Genomic DNA, 17,008 nt, shown 5'->3' with positions numbered 1-17,008 from the left:
CTCTTATAGCGAAATACCGAGCTAGCTAAAGGCTTTAAATCTATCTATACCGAACTAACGACTCACGTTCTGTTTGATTAGCTCAACAACCGTATCGTATCGGTGCGGCAGTTTTCGGTTTCGTTTTTGAACCAGATACAGCGTTTCCTCTACTTCTACCTTTGGCGGCACAACGTGTAGCTTGTCTCTATCTGGGAAGTGTTCAACCGCGCCAGCCGGTAACACGGTAAAACCTAATCCTTTTGATACGGGTAGCAAGATCTGGTGAAGCTGATTGATGTAGCCAGATCTTGGTATCTCATTAACGTTGATGTTCGCTAAGTCTTTATCTCCGCAAAGGTCGAAATACAAAGACAGATAGTGTGCAGAATCTGGGTGGGCAATCAGGCCAATGTCATTCAATACTTGCGGCGTTATCTCTAAATCAGCAAGGCTGTGGTGAACAATAAGACACAGTGCTTCTTTGCCGATGACTTGGCTTTGGTAGTAGCTGTCGTTCGGGGAATGCCTAACAATGCCGATATCGGTAGTGCCTTCGCTTAGGTCATTCAATATCTTTTTGTTTGGAGCGGCTTCTAAGTTAATGCTGAGCTCTTGGTGTTGCTGTTGAAGTTCAAGAAGCTTGGGATACAGACGCAAAGAGAGTGAGCCAGAGCAAGACAAGTGACATTGCCCAGCATAAGGGTTATCAAAACTCAGAGACTCAAAAAGATCTTCTTGGTCTTTCTCTAGTTTGATCGCATAGCGATACATAATCCGACCCTGTTCGGTCAGTTCGAAGCTCTTGTTTTCTCGAGATAGCAGGTCACAATTACAAGCTTGTTCAAGCTTCTTGATGTGTTGGCTGACTCCAGGTTGTGTCATATACAACTTTTCTGCCGTTTGGGTGAAATGGCCAACTTCAACCAGAGTCTTAAACGTATTGAGCCAAAGTGGATTAATCATACTCACCTTCAAATACTAAAGCCTATAAATAACAGAAAATTATTATTATCTTAAGTAATGATAATTTCAACTCTAGCGTCTTAAGTAACGCTAATCAAAGTCATGTGGTGGTAGCACTTTATATTGGTCTATTGGTCTATTGGTCTATTGGTCGCTTTGTAGAGTTGCTATGAGTAACAAAGTGTTGCGACTTTGTTGATTATTTGGTCTATTGACCAACTGTGCTCATATTTAGGAACGAAGATGAATAGAAATGTTTGGCTGCTCTCACTGTGTCAGGCCTTGTTGATGACGGGTAACATATTACTGATCTCTGTGATTGGCTTGATCGGCAAGCAGATTGCGCCCAGTGTCAGCATGATTACCTTGCCGGTTGCACTGCAGTTTTTGGGTTTAATGGCAGCCACTATTCCTGCGTCTCTAATTTCAGGTAAGTTAGGGAGAAAGCGAGGATTTAGCATTGGTAATGTGGTTGGCATTACAGGGGCTAGCCTTGCCACTTACGCACTGTCTCAGCAAAATTTCTATCTGTTTTGTTTCGCCACGTTCTTACTTGGGATAGGCATAGGTTTTGGCACGCTTTATCGCTTTGCTGCAATCGAGGTGTGTGATGAAAATGCCCGTCATCGAGCGATCTCTATATCGATGGCTGGTGGCGTTTTAGCAGCAGTATTGGGGCCAAACTTGGCGATTATGTCTCAACAATGGTCAGCAGATGGCTTGTATATTGGTGCTTTTGCTTCTTTGATTGGATTGAACATTCTTGCGTTACTCATCTTACAAACAATTCAGTTTCCAAAAGTCTCTTTTAATAGTCAGGCACCTAAATCCGATCCTCTCAGTGTGATAGTAAAAGCGCCTAACTTTATTGGCGCAGTGTTTGCTGCCATGGTCGCTTATGCGGTGATGAATATCCTGATGACAGCAACGCCATTGGCAATGATTGGTTGTGGCTTTGACTTTACCAAAGCAGCGGGCGTCATTGAGTGGCACGTATTGGGGATGTTTGTTCCTGCATTCTTTACTGGTTCACTTATCGAGAAGTTTGGCTCAAGAATGATGATCTTGGCAGGCGGGGTTCTGTTCGTCGTCTGTATCGCGATTAACATTCATGGCGAATCTATCTGGCACTTCAGAGCGGCTCTAGTTGTGCTTGGTGTCGGTTGGAACTTTATGTTTATCGCGGCAACAGGTTTGTTTAGTCAGTCCTACCAATCGCAGAATAAAGCTAAGGCACAAGCGTTTAATGAATTTATTGTCTTTGGCTGTGTGACGATTACCGCCATGCTCTCTGGCTGGCTAGAATCGACAGCAGGGTGGCAGAACCTCAATATCTACGTATTACCATTCGTGTTAGCTGTTATCTTGCTGTTCGCATTCAGTGCTCGTAAATCGCGTATTCAAAAGCAGCCTGTGTAATGGCTCATCGAATGGTGGTTCAGTAAATTTGTTACTGTGATTAAAACCCTAGTATCTCGAACTGCGACCAATAAAAAGCCCTACCAAATCGGTAGGGCCTTTGCTTACGGCTTAAATAATAACGTTTTCTTAAAACTGCTGTCGTGGCTTATATCCTGTGACAACAGTACTTAAGCTTGTGTTGTAAATACGCATGACAGAGCCAGCGATGATTTACAGGTCGACCAAAATTGTCTTAGTGGTAATCCCACCTTGGTCATCGATTATCTTCAGTGTCACCTCGTGCTTTCCGTATGAAGGGAAGATTGACGTGAATGTGCGACCTCGTTTCACCTTTCCGTTTGGAAGTGTCCACTCGGTATCAACAATACGACCATCGCTGTCTGAACTTGTAGACCACATGGTTACCCAGCGGCCCAAGTGAATGTACTTCGCGCTCGCTTCTGGAAGGGCGTTTGGAGATTCAACACTCACTACGGAGCTAAATGAAGCGGTAGCGCCTTTGTCGTCGACAACAGTCAAGTTCACCGTGTATTCGCCCGCTTGCTCGTAAGACCAAGTTGGTGCCACTTCGTTACTTGTTGTGCCGTTGCCAAAGTCCCATAGGTAACGGGCGATCTCACCGTCTTGGTCTGAGCTGAAGTTGTTTGCAGAAACAGTCAGACCAGTCACATTAAGCTCGAAGTTCGCAGTAGGAACGATGTTGTGTTGGCTTACTTTAGATAAGCGAACCACACCGTATTCGTTGTTATCACTCTGATTCACAATATCGACCGCTAAACCAAACTCCGTCAGGATGCGTCCTGAATCTGGTGCTTGAGGCGATGTGTAATCTTGGTCATCCGAGAAGCTAGCATTGCCAACCAAACTGGTATCTTCGAGTACATCGTTGTCGCTGTTTACAAGACGCATTGGAGTATGATCTTTGAGTGAAAACGCTGCGTCTCGAACTTGGTAGCGTGTTTGAGCCGCTTCACCAGAGTTTGCCCACAGCATGGCATTTTGGTCTGCATCGACCACGCCTAACCAACCTTCACCAGGGTGTTTACCTACCCAGTTGTCGGTGAGTGATTCGTCGACGTACCAAATGATCAAGCCAGGGTCGAATGACATCAGTTGTCCCATGCGTTTGATGTTCGCTAGGCCTTCATCAACATCCATGTGGCTGCGCCATTGCAATAGATAGTAGTGCTGCGCTTGATGGAATCCATTACTCAGCTTGTAACCATTAAGGGAGAAGGTGGAGTTGCTTTCACCATCGTCTATTGAGGTCACTTCACCATCGACAACAACAGCAAGGTTATCTAAATAGAAGCCTTCCATTGCTAAGCCGCCATCGGTGATGTATTCAAAAGACAGTTCCACTTCTTGGCCTGCCCATTGTGAAACGTCGAACTCAGCGTCGACCCATCCGCCAGATTCGCCGCCAATAGCAGGAACGAGGCCCGTGTTGTATGGATCGTCCATTGAGGTAATGTTTCCTGCAATGGCTTGTCCGTTGATTAGCACGCGCGCAAAGTCGTAGTCTTTTTCAATCTCATACCAAGTTTTGAAAGACAGCAGTGCAGAATCACCCGCTGGGATCATCAACTTGCGAGTCATACTGTTTTTCAGATCATCGCCTTTTTGAGAGTGGAATGAATACTCGCCCTCAAAGGGTTTCAGACTTTCAATCTGCTTTTCAGGAAGATCCACTTTGATCATGTTAGGACGACTGTTATCCGTTGTTTGGAACAGCGTATACACTTGTGGATTGTCTTCTAGGTCATCAATCGAGAGCTGATCATCGTTAACCCAACGTCCGCCAATCGATTTCTGTAGGAAGTGTTTTGCCCAAGAGCTGAATGCCGTTGGTTGTGTACCACCAATTTGACCAGCCCAACTGCCCGAAGACATGATTGACCAGTAAGAAACCGGTTCGCCTCTGCCTGTGTATTGCGTGTCATACTCGTCTGGTAAGCCTAAATCATGGCCATATTCGTGGGCACAAACACCTGCAGCCGCATCAATCGGTTGAATGGTGTAATCGAACGCCGCGTATTGGCCACCAAATCGATCTGGAAGCGAGCTAGAAGTACCTTCCAGTACATGAGTGCGACCAAGGTTGAATCGGTGAGACCAAATCGCATCAGGGCCTAACACGCCACCACCGGCTTCTTCGCCTACCGATGCATGAAACACCATCAGGTGGTCAATCACACCATCGGGTTCGCGGAAATTTCCGTCACCGTCGTAATCGTAACGATCTTCGATGTCGTAATCGGCAAGGTTGATACTCGGATCTTGAGCCAGTTGATTCAGCGCTTCACGAACCAGTTCTTGGGCGTTTAGGTCGTTGTCGGTGGTAGGGGAGTTGCCACCATAGAATGACGCAGGCTTAGAGGCGCGATACCAACCTGCCGCTTGACCTGAAACGCTGTAACTGTCGCCTGATTCGCTTTGGTAATATTGGCGCATCGAGATTAGGTTTTCGCCATTTGGCCCTGTGTAGCCAGAATTTGAAAACAACAACTCTTGATAATGTTCAGGGTTGTAGCTCTCGTAGAGCATCTGCGTGTGCTCTTCGGTCAACTTGTTGTCATCCCAGTTCAAATCAGGGAAATCGACCAATAGAGCGAGTACTTTATCGGTGCGCTTGGTGCCGACTTCTAAAGCAAAGACACTCGCTTTTTTAACGCCAGACCCTTTTTCTATGGCTTTGAGTATTTTTGCGCGTTGCTCAAGTGCTTTTTTTCCGAATTGAGCATCGCCTTTGAAACCGGAATTGATTTTATTTTTCAAGTAACGGTCAAGCGCATCCTGCTTTGCCACATCGGTTGCATCTTGGTCGACTAAGCCTTGTCTAACTAGCATTTCAATGAGTTTGTCTTCATTAACTACGCCTAAATCAATAGGTGTTTTTGCATAACCACTGACGCTAAATAGAGTAAGCATTGCTGAAGCCAACAATGTTCTTCTCATCATTTTCATTATATTTCCTTTTTATATTTCCATGTCGATATCAGTATCAACTTGCCTTATTCGGATCTGTTGTCCGAGTTTGGCCTAATACACTCTTGTGGTGTCTTATTTAACTGACGTGTGTTTGTTGTATGTTTTTTACCTTCTATCTCTTTTGTATTGGTTGTCTCTTTTCTATTTTTTGAATCAAACGGGGTGCTCTTCACTTTTTTAGCGTTGAGATAGATACGCAAAGCTTCTTGATTTACCTCATAGGTTAAGCCTGAACAGATAACACCTCGTTTAATCAATGACTTCAGTAATAGTTCGTCGTTCTCAATAGTGGAAGCCTGTGACAGTGAGGAAAAAATTAGAACCATTAAAGCCATTGTTTTGTGTGACATTATTATATCAAGCCATCAGTTCTGATTATGTAACAAAATATATTTATAAAATTTACCAATCAAATGGATAATTATTACAATTAATTATTCGTTCCGGTTTCAACATTTAGAGTTAATATAAAATAAGGAGTGTTATTTATTCTATTGTCAGTTATTTAATGGGTTTTGTTGAATGAATAGTTGATAGTTTGGATGTTTAATAACATTGATTAGGTCATGGTTATTATTCTGGAGGGCGCTTTATACAAGGCGTTGGGTTCTAACTAATAAGATGATTTTTTATTATCGGTGTTTTAAAATACGCATGTAATAACTGAGTCATTAGTAAATACCCATGCTCAAATTATTTTTACTCAAAATATCAATAATTAGGGTATTGAGAGTAACTTTCAGTGTTTAAATGACGTGAAATTTAACAATAGCAGAGCTGGTCGGGTTGTCACCGCCTGCTTGCTTAAAGCGAGTGAAACGGCTGAGAGAAGAGGGCGTGATTGTCGGTGGTGTGTCCATCATTAATCCAGAACTGACCGGCAGTAAGATGACTTTGGTTGTGTCCGTGGAAATGGAGCGTGATCGAGGGGATATTTACCAAATCTTTCGCCATTCTATTTCAAAGGCAGAAGAGGTCACGCAGTGCTATCAGATATCAGGCAGCTTTGATTTCATGCTGATTGTGACGGTCAAAGACATTCAAGCCTACGAAGACTTTGTGGAGCGAGTACTACGCAAAGATCTGAATATTCGTAAATTCCATACCTCTGTCTCAATGAGAACCGTGAAATTTACCACTGCCGTAAACTTAGATGAGTCGTGACTGTTGGCATGAGAAGATAGTGAAGTTATTAGCTTTGTGAGGTACTTAGCTAATATTTGTATAAATAGCAGGCATTTACACAAAATGTGATGTTCACATTTTGTCATAACTTTAATAATTGTATATATTGCTCGCCTAAAATAATAATTAACCTAAGTTAATATAATGACTGTCAGCTCATCTACTCAATCTCGTGAAACGCTTCTCAGCGAAAACGAACAACTTGTCTCTACCACTGATTTAAAAGGCGTGATTACGTACAGTAATGATGCTTTTTGTCGCATAGCGGAATACAGCCAACAAGAATTGCTAGGGCAACACCACAATATCGTAAGGCATAACGATATGCCGAAAGCCGCTTTTGCTGATATGTGGGTTAACCTAAAGCAAGGTAAAGCTTGGCGTGGCATCGTAAAAAACAAAACCAAATCTGGTGGGTTTTACTGGGTCGATGCTTATGTAACTCCAATTTACGACAATGGTAAGGTGAGTGGCTACCAATCTGTTCGTGTTAAGCCAAAGAATGAATGGATACAAGTTGCAGATAAGGCTTACCAAGGCCTCTTGAAGGCTGAAAAGTCGGGTCGCCAATGGTCATTAAAGATCAGTGACAGTGTTCGTTACGCCGTGTTGCTAGGCTCTTTGGCTGCGCCGTTAATTTCAAATCTCATTGAAGTAGGGCAAGTATCACAATGGTTGTTGAGCCTACTTCCTGTTTCAGCATTAGCACTGCTTTTCCGACAAGAGCTGATTGATACTCCACTGCAGTTGAAAAAGCTGCAATCTAAATTCGATAGTGTTAGTCGTCTTGTTTATTCAGGTAATAGTCAGTTCTCTATTGCCGATTTTCACTTAAAACTATTGTCTGCAAGAATCCACACCGTATTAGGTCGCATGACAGACTCAGCCAAGCCGTTACAAGATTTGGCTGACAACCTAAATGCGACGTCATTTGAAGTATCAGAAGCCTTAGATCAACAAACAAAAGACATTCTTCAAGTACGAGAGGCGACTGAAGAGGTTGAAGTCACCGCCAATGAGGTCTCTTCTCGCACAGAAGAAGCGCACCAGATTGTTGATGTGACTTTGCAAACCTGTGCTGGCGCTAAAGAAAGCATTAATCAAACTCATCAAAACTTAGAGAGCCTAGCTTCTCAGGCTGAAAAGGCGACTCAAACGACTTACCAACTGAGCGATCAAGCGCAGAGCGTAAGCAAGATAATGGAAGAGATTGGTGGAATCGCCGAACAAACCAACTTGTTGGCCCTGAACGCTGCGATTGAAGCGGCGAGAGCGGGCGAGCAAGGACGAGGCTTTGCCGTTGTTGCCGACGAAGTCCGTGCATTGTCGGGTCGAACCTCAAAGGCTACGGTTCAGATCAAAGAGAGCATCGATACCATGCTAACGACGATTGAAGGGTGGCAAAAAGATATTCTGGCGAACCGTAAGCAAACGGACGCATGTGGTGATGTTGCGAAGGTGAGTGCAGAGCGCTTGTCGGAAGTCGAAAACCTAATGCAATCCATGAATGAACTCATGCAGTCTGTTGAAAGTTCTGCTCATAAGCAACGTGAGCTGTCGAGTGAAGTCAATCTGCATATGCAGTCTATCGCCTCGACCGCAGAACAAAACTTAGTGGCAACGCATTCTGTGAAAGACCACTCCACAGAGCTAAAAGAACGAGTCAATGAGTTCTACCAACTGGCAAAGCGTTTCGAAGAAAAATAGCCGTTAGATTTAATCCGAATGAGAGAAAAGACAAAAAAAGCCCCGTATTTTCATGCGGGGCTTTCTGTATGCATCAACCCATTGAAGGGCGAGACAATGTATTCAAGATTAAGCTAGAAGCTCTTTCGCTGTGTTTACTACGTTTTCAGTAGTGAAACCGAACATCTTGAATAGCTCACCTGCAGGTGCAGACTCGCCGAACGTTGTCATACCGATGATCTTGCCACCGAAACCAACGTACTTGTACCAGAAGTCAGCGATGCCAGCTTCTACAGCGATACGTGCCGTTACGTCAGATGGAAGTACAGACTCACGGTACTGCGCGTCTTGTTTGTCGAACGCATCAGTAGCAGGCATAGAAACTACGCGTACTTTCTTACCTTCAGCCGTTAGCTCAGCAGCAGCGTTAACCGCTAGCTCAACTTCAGAACCCGTTGCGATAAGGATAAGCTCTGGCTTGCCTTCACAATCTTTCAGGATGTAACCACCCTTAGCGATGTTTGCTACTTGCTCAGCGTCACGATCTTGTTGTGCAAGGTTTTGACGAGAGAAGATAAGTGCAGAAGGACCATCTTTACGCTCGATTGCTAGTTTCCAAGCAACAGCAGACTCAACTTGGTCACATGGGCGCCATGTGCTCATGTTTGGAGTTAGACGTAGAGAAGCGATTTGCTCAACTGGTTGGTGAGTTGGACCATCTTCGCCAAGACCGATAGAGTCATGCGTGTAAACTTGGATGTTCTGAGTTTTCATCAGAGCAGCCATACGCATAGCGTTACGCGCGTATTCCATGAACATTAGGAACGTTGCGCCGTATGGTACGAAACCACCGTGTAGAGCGATACCGTTCATGATAGCCGTCATACCGAATTCACGTACACCGTAATGGATGTAGTTACCAGAGAAGTCGTTCGCTTCAAGAGACTTAGAACCAGACCACATAGTTAGGTTAGAAGGCGCAAGGTCAGCAGAGCCGCCCATGAATTCTGGTAGCATAGCACCGAACGCTTCTAGAGCATTTTGAGATGCTTTACGTGATGCGATGTTTGCTGGGTTAGCTTGAAGATCAGCGATGATTGCCGATGCTTTCTCTTCCCACTCAGCTGGTAGGTCACCGTTTACGCGGCGTTTGAATTCAGCTGCCAGCTCAGGGTATGCTGCTTCATAAGCTGCAAGTTTCTCGTTCCACGCTGCTTCCTTAGCTGCGCCTGCTTCTTTCGCATCCCACTCTGAGTAAACTTCCGACGGAATTTCAAAAGGACCGTGCTCCCAACCTAATTCTTTACGTGTTGCTGCAATTTCTTCAGCGCCTAGTGGAGCACCGTGACAGTCGTGCGTACCTGCTTTGTTTGGAGAACCAAAGCCAATCACTGTTTTAGTGCAGATTAGAGTAGGGCGAGGGTCTGCTTTAGCCGCTTCAATCGCTGCGTTGATAGCGTCAGAATCGTGACCATCTACCGCTGGGATTACGTGCCAGCCGTAAGCTTCGAAACGCTTAGGTGTATCGTCAGAGAACCAACCTTCAACTTCGCCATCGATAGAGATACCGTTGTCATCCCAGAAAGCAACCAGCTTACCAAGACCAAGCGTACCTGCTAGAGAACATGCTTCGTGAGAAATACCTTCCATCAGACAGCCATCACCCATGAATGCATAAGTGTAGTGGTCTACGATGTCGTGGCCTTCTTTGTTGAACTGAGCAGCTAGCGCTTTCTCTGCCATAGCCATACCAACAGCGTTAGTGATGCCTTGACCTAGAGGACCAGTCGTTGTTTCGATGCCTGGTGCGTAGCCGTACTCTGGGTGACCTGGAGTCTTAGAATGCAGTTGACGGAAGTTTTTAAGATCTTCAATTGAAAGCTCGTAACCTGCTAGGTGAAGCAGAGAGTAAATCAGCATTGAGCCGTGGCCGTTAGACAGGATAAAACGGTCGCGGTCAGCCCACTCTGGGTTTGCTGGGTTATGGTTTAGGTGAGAGCGCCAAAGTACTTCAGCGATGTCTGCCATACCCATAGGTGCGCCTGGGTGACCAGAGTTTGCTTGTTGTACGCCGTCCATGCTTAGAGCACGAATAGCGTTAGCTAGATGTTTGCGATTCATAAGAACTTCCGAATAAAAATTAAGAAAAACAAAATTGATAAAAGTAGGGGAACTGAACGTTCCCCTATTTGAATTTGGTAAGAGTGATTACAGCTTAGCTGCGATCATGTCTTCTAGTTTGCCTTGGTCAACGGCGAAGTTGCGGATGCCTTCAGCCAGTTTCTCAACAGCCATTGCATCTTGGTTGTGGTCCCATAGGAACTCAGCGTGAGTCATCGCTGCTGGACGCTCTTTAGTACCGTTAGAGTCGATAAGCTTCTCTACTACTTCGCCTTCTGCTGCTTCTAGGTCTGCTAGAAGTTGAGGAGCGATAGTTAGACGGTCACAACCAGCAAGTTCAAGGATCTCGCCGATGTTGCGGAAGCTTGCGCCCATAACAACAGTTTTGTAGCCGTGGTCTTTGTAGTAGTTGTAGATATCTGAAACAGAGATTACGCCTGGATCTTCTGAAGCTTCGAAATCACGACCTTCTTTCGCTTTGTACCAGTCCATGATGCGACCAACGAAAGGAGAGATTAGGAATACGCCAGCTTCAGCACAAGCACGAGCTTGAGCGAAAGAGAATAGAAGCGTTAGGTTACAGTTGATGCCTTCTTTCTCTAGGATTTCAGCAGCACGGATGCCTTCCCAAGTAGAAGCCAGTTTGATAAGGATGCGGTCATTAGTGATACCAGCGTCGTTGTACATTTTGATAAGTTGACGAGCTTTAGCAACGCTGCCTTCCATGTCGTAAGAAAGACGAGCATCGACTTCAGTAGAGATACGGCCAGGTACAACTTTTAGGATTTCTTTACCGATGTTCACGTTAAGCATGTCGCAAGTATCTTGAACTTGCTGTGCTTTATCACCGCTTTGCGCTTTTGCGTATTCGATAGAAGCATCGATTAGAGGAGCGTACTCAGCAATTTGAGCAGCTTTAAGAATTAGAGATGGGTTAGTTGTTGCATCTTCAGGAGTGTACTTGCTGATAGCTTCGATATCGCCAGTGTCAGCTACAACAGTTGTTAGTTTACGAAGTTGCTCTAATTTATTGCTCATTTTGATCATCCTATGTATCGCATAACACCTCATTAATGGGAGAGGTGTGGGCATTTGCAAGCTAACTAATGAAGTTCTCAATGGTTGTACCAGTGAGCCAAACTTACATTAATTTAAATTTTTCTCCGAACGAACATTTGCACAGAACATTTGATCGCTCGATGAGTAAATGATGTAGCCATATTTATCCGATCTAGCCCCAAAGTCAACGGTAAATAGTACTGTATGGTGACTTCAGTCAAATATATTTCGCTCTAGTAATCATGGGCTATGCAAGCAAACGTTTAACGAGCAAAGTGAGGTGAATTAATCAACAACAAAACCATGGTTATGACTATGAGCAAATGTACCTTGCTGTTACATATGTTCAGGGTGTAAACTTGTGTATCACTTGCTTAAGCATCGAACATTTGTTCTTCAAGCAGGTAAAATAATTGTTAAATATTGGTTGAGTGGTATATGAGTAAGAATATCCAAGATGTTTCCGAAGAAAACACTGATCTCCTCACTGAAGTAGCGGTTGCTTATTATCAAGATGGTGCCACGCAAGAAGAGATATCTAAAAAGTACTCTATCTCCCGTGCAAAGGTTGGTCGAATGCTCAAGCAAGCCCGAGATGAGGGCATTGTTGAGATCACCGTGAAATATCACCCCGTCTTTAGTGCGAAGATCGAGCAACGTTTGATCGAACGATTTGGTGTAAAGCGTGCTCTTGTGGCACTAGACCAACCAAATGAAGAGAAGCAGCGATTACAGGTTGCTGGTTTAGTGTCTAATTATCTTACCAGTACACTGAAAAACGGTATGGTGGTGACAGTAGGACAAGGGCGAAACGTATCGTCTGTTGCTCACCACACTGGCGTAATTACGCCACGAGACTGCAAATTCGTGTGTGGTATCGGCGGTATTCACCCAAGAGGCGGTATGTTTAATGCCGACCATATATGCAGGCAGCTAGCCAAAAAGTACGGTGGATCTTCTGAAACCTTATACGCGCCGGCTTATGCCGAGAATAAAGCGCAAAAAACCGCATTTATGGAAAACAGCACCGTTAAGCAGACACTCGATCTCGCTCGAAAAGCCGATGTTGCATTAGTCGGTATCGGTGATATGAGTGAAAACAGCTATATGGTCGACTTAGGTTGGTTTACCGCAGGTGAGGTCGTTCAATCTCGTTTATTGCAAGGAGTCGTCGGTGACTTTGCGGGTTATGACTTTTTCGATGTTCACGGTAAAACAGCAAACACAGTAATGAGTGACCGTGTGATTGGTTTGGCCTTGGAAGAATTCCGCCCAATTGCAGAAGTCATTGCCATTGCAGCCGAGAACAGTAAGCCATTAGCTCTATTAGGCGCACTAAGGACCGGTGTGGTCGATGTGATAGCGACCAGCGTAAGTAATGCTTTGACGGTACTTAACTTGGACGAACAACTTAGCGTGAATAAACCAAACGGCAGTGAATAGTAAGATATTTATGCTTCGTTGAATTCACTATTTGAGTAATCATGGAAATTCCCCCTAATGAAACCAGTGCAATAAGGGGGATAACTATTAGACATGACTCGAATAGTGAATTTGTTCAGCGGTTGAAAGAATTATCACTCTTTAATGTTAAGCCACACTAAAGGAGATAATTATGAAACTGTCATTTATCACACACGCTATTTCTAGCAACAGTGACCAATCAAGTTCTATCTTTAAATCTATTTCTATCTTTGGGCTTAGCTCAATAGCCACGGTTTGTATGCTCACACCTACAGTACATGCCGATGATAAAGTCGTCGCAGGGTATTTTGCGGATTGGCAATATCTGAATAAAGACAACCCTTATACCGTTGACGACATACCTGCAGACAAGCTCTCACATATTATTTACGCCTTCTTGAGCATGTGTGGTCCTCATAGCGGTGCTGGTGAGCCCGTCCAAAAACAAATTCAGCAGCAATGTGCAGACAAACAACCATATACCGCGATTATTGTGGATAAAGAAGCTGCGTTAGAAGTCGATTTCGGAGACGTGGGTGTTGATGTCGCCTATAAAGGTCACTTTGCCCAGTTAGCTCAACTGAAGGCCGACAATCAAAATATCAAAATTTTGCCCTCATTTGGAGGGTGGACAATGTCTGAACCTTTCCATGCGATGGCGAAAGATCCTCAAGCCATTGCGCACTTTTCAAAAACTGCTGTTGAATTGATCCAAAAATACGACTTCTTTGATGGTATTGATCTTGATTGGGAATACCCAGGAGGCGGCGGCTTAACCACTTCGCCTTGGAACCCAGAGACGAAACTAACGGATGAGCAAAAAGCGCTAGAGCGTGAAGCTTTTACTCTTTTAGTAAAAACAATCAGAAGTGATTTGGACGCTCTATCAAAGACGACTCAAAGAGATTACGAGCTTTCAACGGCTGTCGGTGTTGGTGCTAAGGCAGCTCAAATTGACTGGAACGCAGCTAGCCCATATCTGACGAACATGTTTGCGATGACGTATGACTTCCTCGGAGGCTGGGGAACTCAAACAGGTCACACAACAAACTTACATGCCACCGAGCGTAGTTGGTGGGGAATGGGAGCTGATGTCTTCATTAATCAGATGATAGAGCAAGGTATTCCTAGCGAGAAGCTCGTGATCGGGGCGGCTTTTTATGGTCGAGGTTGGCAAGGGACAAAAGACTTTGCTGGAGAGCTGCCTAAAGGTGACCTAGTTTCTGAACAAGGGGCGCAGTTTGGTACCGGTGAAAACGGTTACTTCATGTTTTGGGATCTTATGAATAACTACAGCAGTAAACAAGGTTATGAGTATAAGTATGATGAGCAAGCTCAAGCACCTTATTTGTGGAACCCAGATAAAAAAGTATTCATATCTTTTGAAGATCAGCGTTCTATTAAAGCAAAGGCAGAATGGGCGAAGAAATCAGACCTAGGCGGCATTTTTACTTGGGAATTATCAGGAGATCCTTCCGGACAGTTGATCGATGTTATGCATAGTGAAATGAATAAAAAGTGAAATGAATAAATAACCGAACAGAAAATATCTAGAAAATAAGGTAGGTGTTTATCTGCCTACCTTATTTAGCTCGTCTATTTAACTCGCGTTCTTAAACAGAACATTCCGCGTGCTCGGTCACTTTCTTGTTTAGGTGAGTAGCCAGCTCATAATAAGGAATAGGGCGAGAGAAGTAATAGCCTTGCATTAAGTCACATCCACATGCCTTTAGAATTGCGAAGTGTTCGTTTGATTCTACGCCTTCTGCTAATACCACCATGCCGAAGTTCTTACCGATTGCGATGATGTTTTGCACCATGGTGAGTGACTGCTGATCGACAGCAATGTTCTCAATAAAGCTCTTATCGATTTTAAGTTCATCGATAGGCAGTGCTTTCAACATACTTAGTGATGAATAACCTGTCCCGAAATCATCTAAAGAGATCTTTATATTCTTCTCTTTGAGGGCTTCAAAAGTCGGTTTCACCAAAGTCACATCTTCAATGAACAAGCTCTCGGTAATTTCTAGCGTTAAACAGCTAGGAGAGAGTTGATACTTTTCTAGTGTCGCGAACAAGTGCTCAGAGAAGGATTGATGAGAAAACTGACGCACTGATATGTTGATCGACAGCCCGATCTTTTGTTCTGTTGTTCGGTGCAAGTGGGCGATCTGCATAATGCTGGACTCAATAATAAAAGTCCCCAGTTTTTGCATTAAACCCGTGTTCTCTGCTATCGGTATAAAGACATCTGGCGGAACAAAACCCAATTCCTCATCAATCCAGCGCACGAGTGCTTCTACACCATGAATACTTTCATTTGCACGAACCAGCGGTTGGAAAACCATGAACAGCGTTTGTTTCTCGATAGCGATGCGTAGCCTTTGTTCTACTTTCATTTTGTAGAGATGAGCATCTTGCATTTCCGTTGTGAAAATACTGTACGAGTTTTGCTGCTGTTTCGCTTTGTACATTGAAATATCGGCAGAACGTAACAGGCTATCCAGATCTTTTCCGTGTTCTGGGAAACGCGCTACGCCGATGCTGCAACCTAACAAAAACTGAGCGCTTTCAACTTCATAAGGTTGAGAAAGCACTTCAATAATGCGCTTGGCGAGTCGTTTAATTTCAGCTTCATTCGACAAGGGCGTCAAGAACAAAAACTCATCACTGGATTCACGTACCAATAGGCTGAGGCGAGATCGGAACCTCATCAAACGCAAAGCGATCTGTTTGAGAACCTTATCTCCAAAGTCATGCCCGTGGGTGTCATTGACGCATTTAAAGTTATCGATATCGATAAACAACAGCGAAAACGGCTCTGACTCATCGTCAATCCATTTACCAATGTTTCTACGCATGTACAAACGGTTTGGCAGAGAGGTTAAAGGGTCATGGTTCGCCTGATAAATGAGTTGGCTACGAGTCCGTTGTTCATTCTTGGCAATCGACTTAACCAAAAAGTAGAAACCAAACTGAAGAAAAATAAAGGCAACGAAAAGAATGCTGAACTCTTGTATGAATATACTATCGACGTGAGTTAGATCCGTACGTCCTACCACCCATAATTTGTAGTTTGGGATGTATTTCGCGCTCATCAAAGAGTGGTACTCTTCATCGTCGACGACAAAAGAATAGGTTTCTTGCCCATTCATCGCTTCTTGTACGCTAATTCCGAAGTGGTCGGTAAAGATACTTGCAATACGCTGTATGACATCTTTGCCGACTGGAGAGGAATAGGCACTCTCAGATTCAATATCACTTGAATAAAACTGGCGATAGCTGTCTTTTCTGATCAGGCTTAGTGTATTGAAACTTCCGGCGTGAGCATTATTTTCAAATACGATCGTTGCGTCTAATCGTAGCCCTGCGGTCATTACTGCATCGGTTTTCTTGCCATCGATTGAAATGGATTTTCTCAGCGGGATGACTAAGCTATTCAACGAATCTTGAAAATAGGTACGGCCAAGCACCATGCTACTGCTTGATAGGGCGTCTAGGAAGGAGCCTCTGGTTGGCGCGTATTGCAGCAAGTTCCTTTGATTCGCAAGTTCGAGATTTGAGCTAATCGAGAGGTAATCACCGTCGGTGTTCAACAAGCCAAACGCTGCTATCGCAGGGTGGGTCTCAAGTAGCTTGTCTAATATTGGCCTAATCTGGATAGATGCAGTACGTGTGAAATCAGACTGTTGAGCCAGTTGATGGCCAACCACTTCTAACAAGGCTTCTTGACTGGTCAGCAGCGAGTTGACGGAGCTAGAAAAAAGCTCAACCTGAATGTGTTGCTGCTCTATGAAGTCGTCTCTGTTTGCTTTCCAGTTTGTTATTCCCAACGCGGCGAAAAGTATCAGGGTCAGTAGTACGACAAACGCGTACAGCGACCAGATATTTTGCTTAAATAGAGCCATGAGATGCCTTTGTTGGTTACTACTTTTAACAGACTGCAAGTGACAAACTATTGGGTTGTCAGCGCGATTCATGCAACGAAAAATACAAACATCAATGATGAAAGTATTAATGGTTAAATAGTGTAACGACTACGAGCAGAGATTCTTGAGTGAAAAATTAGTATTCATAACGTCGATAACGATTAGTTTATGATTAATCACGAATTATGGTTAGCAAGTTGATGTGG

Annotated in this window: 10 protein-coding genes and 1 pseudogene; 5 read left to right on the top strand and 6 right to left on the bottom strand. The window is 44.1% G+C overall.

What is annotated here, in order from left to right; translation table 11 throughout:
- Window positions 1-54: 54 nt before the first annotated feature.
- Complete coding sequence (locus AB4486_RS00125) at window positions 55-945, bottom strand: LysR family transcriptional regulator (RefSeq protein WP_017061891.1); 891 nt, start codon at window positions 943-945, stop codon at window positions 55-57.
- Between the two features lie 243 nt (window positions 946-1,188).
- On the opposite strand from AB4486_RS00125, the gene AB4486_RS00120 reads away from it, so the two are divergent.
- A complete protein-coding gene (locus AB4486_RS00120; RefSeq protein WP_372116093.1) occupies window positions 1,189-2,364 on the top strand; it encodes an MFS transporter in 1,176 nt (391 codons plus the stop codon).
- A 213-nt stretch (window positions 2,365-2,577) separates the two neighbouring features.
- On the opposite strand, the gene AB4486_RS00115 is transcribed toward AB4486_RS00120, so the two are convergent.
- Entirely contained in the window at window positions 2,578-5,334 is a 2,757-nt protein-coding gene (locus AB4486_RS00115; protein WP_372116090.1) for an immune inhibitor A domain-containing protein, read from the bottom strand.
- Window positions 5,335-5,381: 47 nt separating this feature from the next.
- A complete protein-coding gene (locus AB4486_RS00110) occupies window positions 5,382-5,708 on the bottom strand; it encodes a hypothetical protein (protein WP_372116089.1) in 327 nt (108 codons plus the stop codon).
- Window positions 5,709-6,117: 409 nt separating this feature from the next.
- Between AB4486_RS00110 and AB4486_RS00105 the strand changes: the two are divergent.
- Together AB4486_RS00105 and AB4486_RS00100 are read left to right on the top strand one after the other, a co-directional pair.
- Window positions 6,118-6,522, top strand: a pseudogene (locus AB4486_RS00105) (Lrp/AsnC family transcriptional regulator); the annotation flags it as partial.
- 165 nt (window positions 6,523-6,687) lie between these two features.
- Complete coding sequence (locus AB4486_RS00100; RefSeq protein WP_017071362.1) at window positions 6,688-8,250, top strand: PAS domain-containing methyl-accepting chemotaxis protein; 1,563 nt, start codon at window positions 6,688-6,690, stop codon at window positions 8,248-8,250.
- A 108-nt stretch (window positions 8,251-8,358) separates the two neighbouring features.
- On the opposite strand, the gene tkt is transcribed toward AB4486_RS00100, so the two are convergent.
- On the bottom strand, window positions 8,359-10,350 hold the full coding sequence (gene tkt, locus AB4486_RS00095) for a transketolase (protein ID WP_009845572.1): 1,992 nt from the start codon (window positions 10,348-10,350) through the stop codon (window positions 8,359-8,361).
- 87 nt (window positions 10,351-10,437) lie between these two features.
- Window positions 10,438-11,388 carry a transaldolase gene (tal, locus tag AB4486_RS00090; RefSeq protein ID WP_009845571.1) on the bottom strand — a complete coding sequence of 317 codons (951 nt, stop codon included), beginning with the start codon at window positions 11,386-11,388 and terminating at the stop codon, window positions 10,438-10,440.
- Window positions 11,389-11,847: 459 nt separating this feature from the next.
- On the opposite strand from tal, the gene AB4486_RS00085 reads away from it, so the two are divergent.
- Together AB4486_RS00085 and AB4486_RS00080 are read left to right on the top strand one after the other, a co-directional pair.
- The gene (locus tag AB4486_RS00085) at window positions 11,848-12,852 is read left to right on the top strand and encodes a sugar-binding transcriptional regulator (protein ID WP_017065721.1); all 1,005 of its coding nucleotides are present in this window, start codon (window positions 11,848-11,850) and stop codon (window positions 12,850-12,852) included.
- A 172-nt stretch (window positions 12,853-13,024) separates the two neighbouring features.
- Window positions 13,025-14,395, top strand: coding sequence for a glycoside hydrolase family 18 protein (locus AB4486_RS00080; RefSeq protein WP_229647318.1), 1,371 nt, complete (start codon window positions 13,025-13,027; stop codon window positions 14,393-14,395).
- A gap of 91 nt (window positions 14,396-14,486) precedes the next feature.
- Here the strand turns inward: AB4486_RS00080 and AB4486_RS00075 are convergent, their stop codons facing one another.
- Complete coding sequence (locus tag AB4486_RS00075) at window positions 14,487-16,781, bottom strand: bifunctional diguanylate cyclase/phosphodiesterase (RefSeq protein ID WP_136978767.1); 2,295 nt, start codon at window positions 16,779-16,781, stop codon at window positions 14,487-14,489.
- Window positions 16,782-17,008 lie beyond the last annotated feature (227 nt).

Origin of the sequence: Vibrio sp. 10N.222.55.C6, from assembly GCF_041473395.1 — a bacterium.
Classification (GTDB): Bacteria; Pseudomonadota; Gammaproteobacteria; order Enterobacterales; family Vibrionaceae; genus Vibrio; species Vibrio crassostreae_C.
This window is presented reverse-complemented; position numbering and strand designations above follow the sequence as displayed.

What these genes read in the sequence shown, in the direction of transcription:
- tkt (WP_009845572.1), bottom strand. Translation starts at nt 10,350, where the DNA reads ATGAATCGCAAACATCTAGCTAACGCTATTCGTGCTCTAAGCATGGAC.
- AB4486_RS00125 (WP_017061891.1), bottom strand. Translation starts at nt 945, where the DNA reads ATGATTAATCCACTTTGGCTCAATACGTTTAAGACTCTGGTTGAAGTT.
- AB4486_RS00075 (WP_136978767.1), bottom strand. Translation starts at nt 16,781, where the DNA reads ATGGCTCTATTTAAGCAAAATATCTGGTCGCTGTACGCGTTTGTCGTA.
- AB4486_RS00085 (WP_017065721.1), top strand. Translation starts at nt 11,848, where the DNA reads ATGAGTAAGAATATCCAAGATGTTTCCGAAGAAAACACTGATCTCCTC.
- tal (WP_009845571.1), bottom strand. Translation starts at nt 11,388, where the DNA reads ATGAGCAATAAATTAGAGCAACTTCGTAAACTAACAACTGTTGTAGCT.
- AB4486_RS00115 (WP_372116090.1), bottom strand. Translation starts at nt 5,334, where the DNA reads ATGAAAATGATGAGAAGAACATTGTTGGCTTCAGCAATGCTTACTCTA.
- AB4486_RS00120 (WP_372116093.1), top strand. Translation starts at nt 1,189, where the DNA reads ATGAATAGAAATGTTTGGCTGCTCTCACTGTGTCAGGCCTTGTTGATG.
- AB4486_RS00110 (WP_372116089.1), bottom strand. Translation starts at nt 5,708, where the DNA reads ATGTCACACAAAACAATGGCTTTAATGGTTCTAATTTTTTCCTCACTG.
- AB4486_RS00080 (WP_229647318.1), top strand. Translation starts at nt 13,025, where the DNA reads ATGAAACTGTCATTTATCACACACGCTATTTCTAGCAACAGTGACCAA.
- AB4486_RS00100 (WP_017071362.1), top strand. Translation starts at nt 6,688, where the DNA reads ATGACTGTCAGCTCATCTACTCAATCTCGTGAAACGCTTCTCAGCGAA.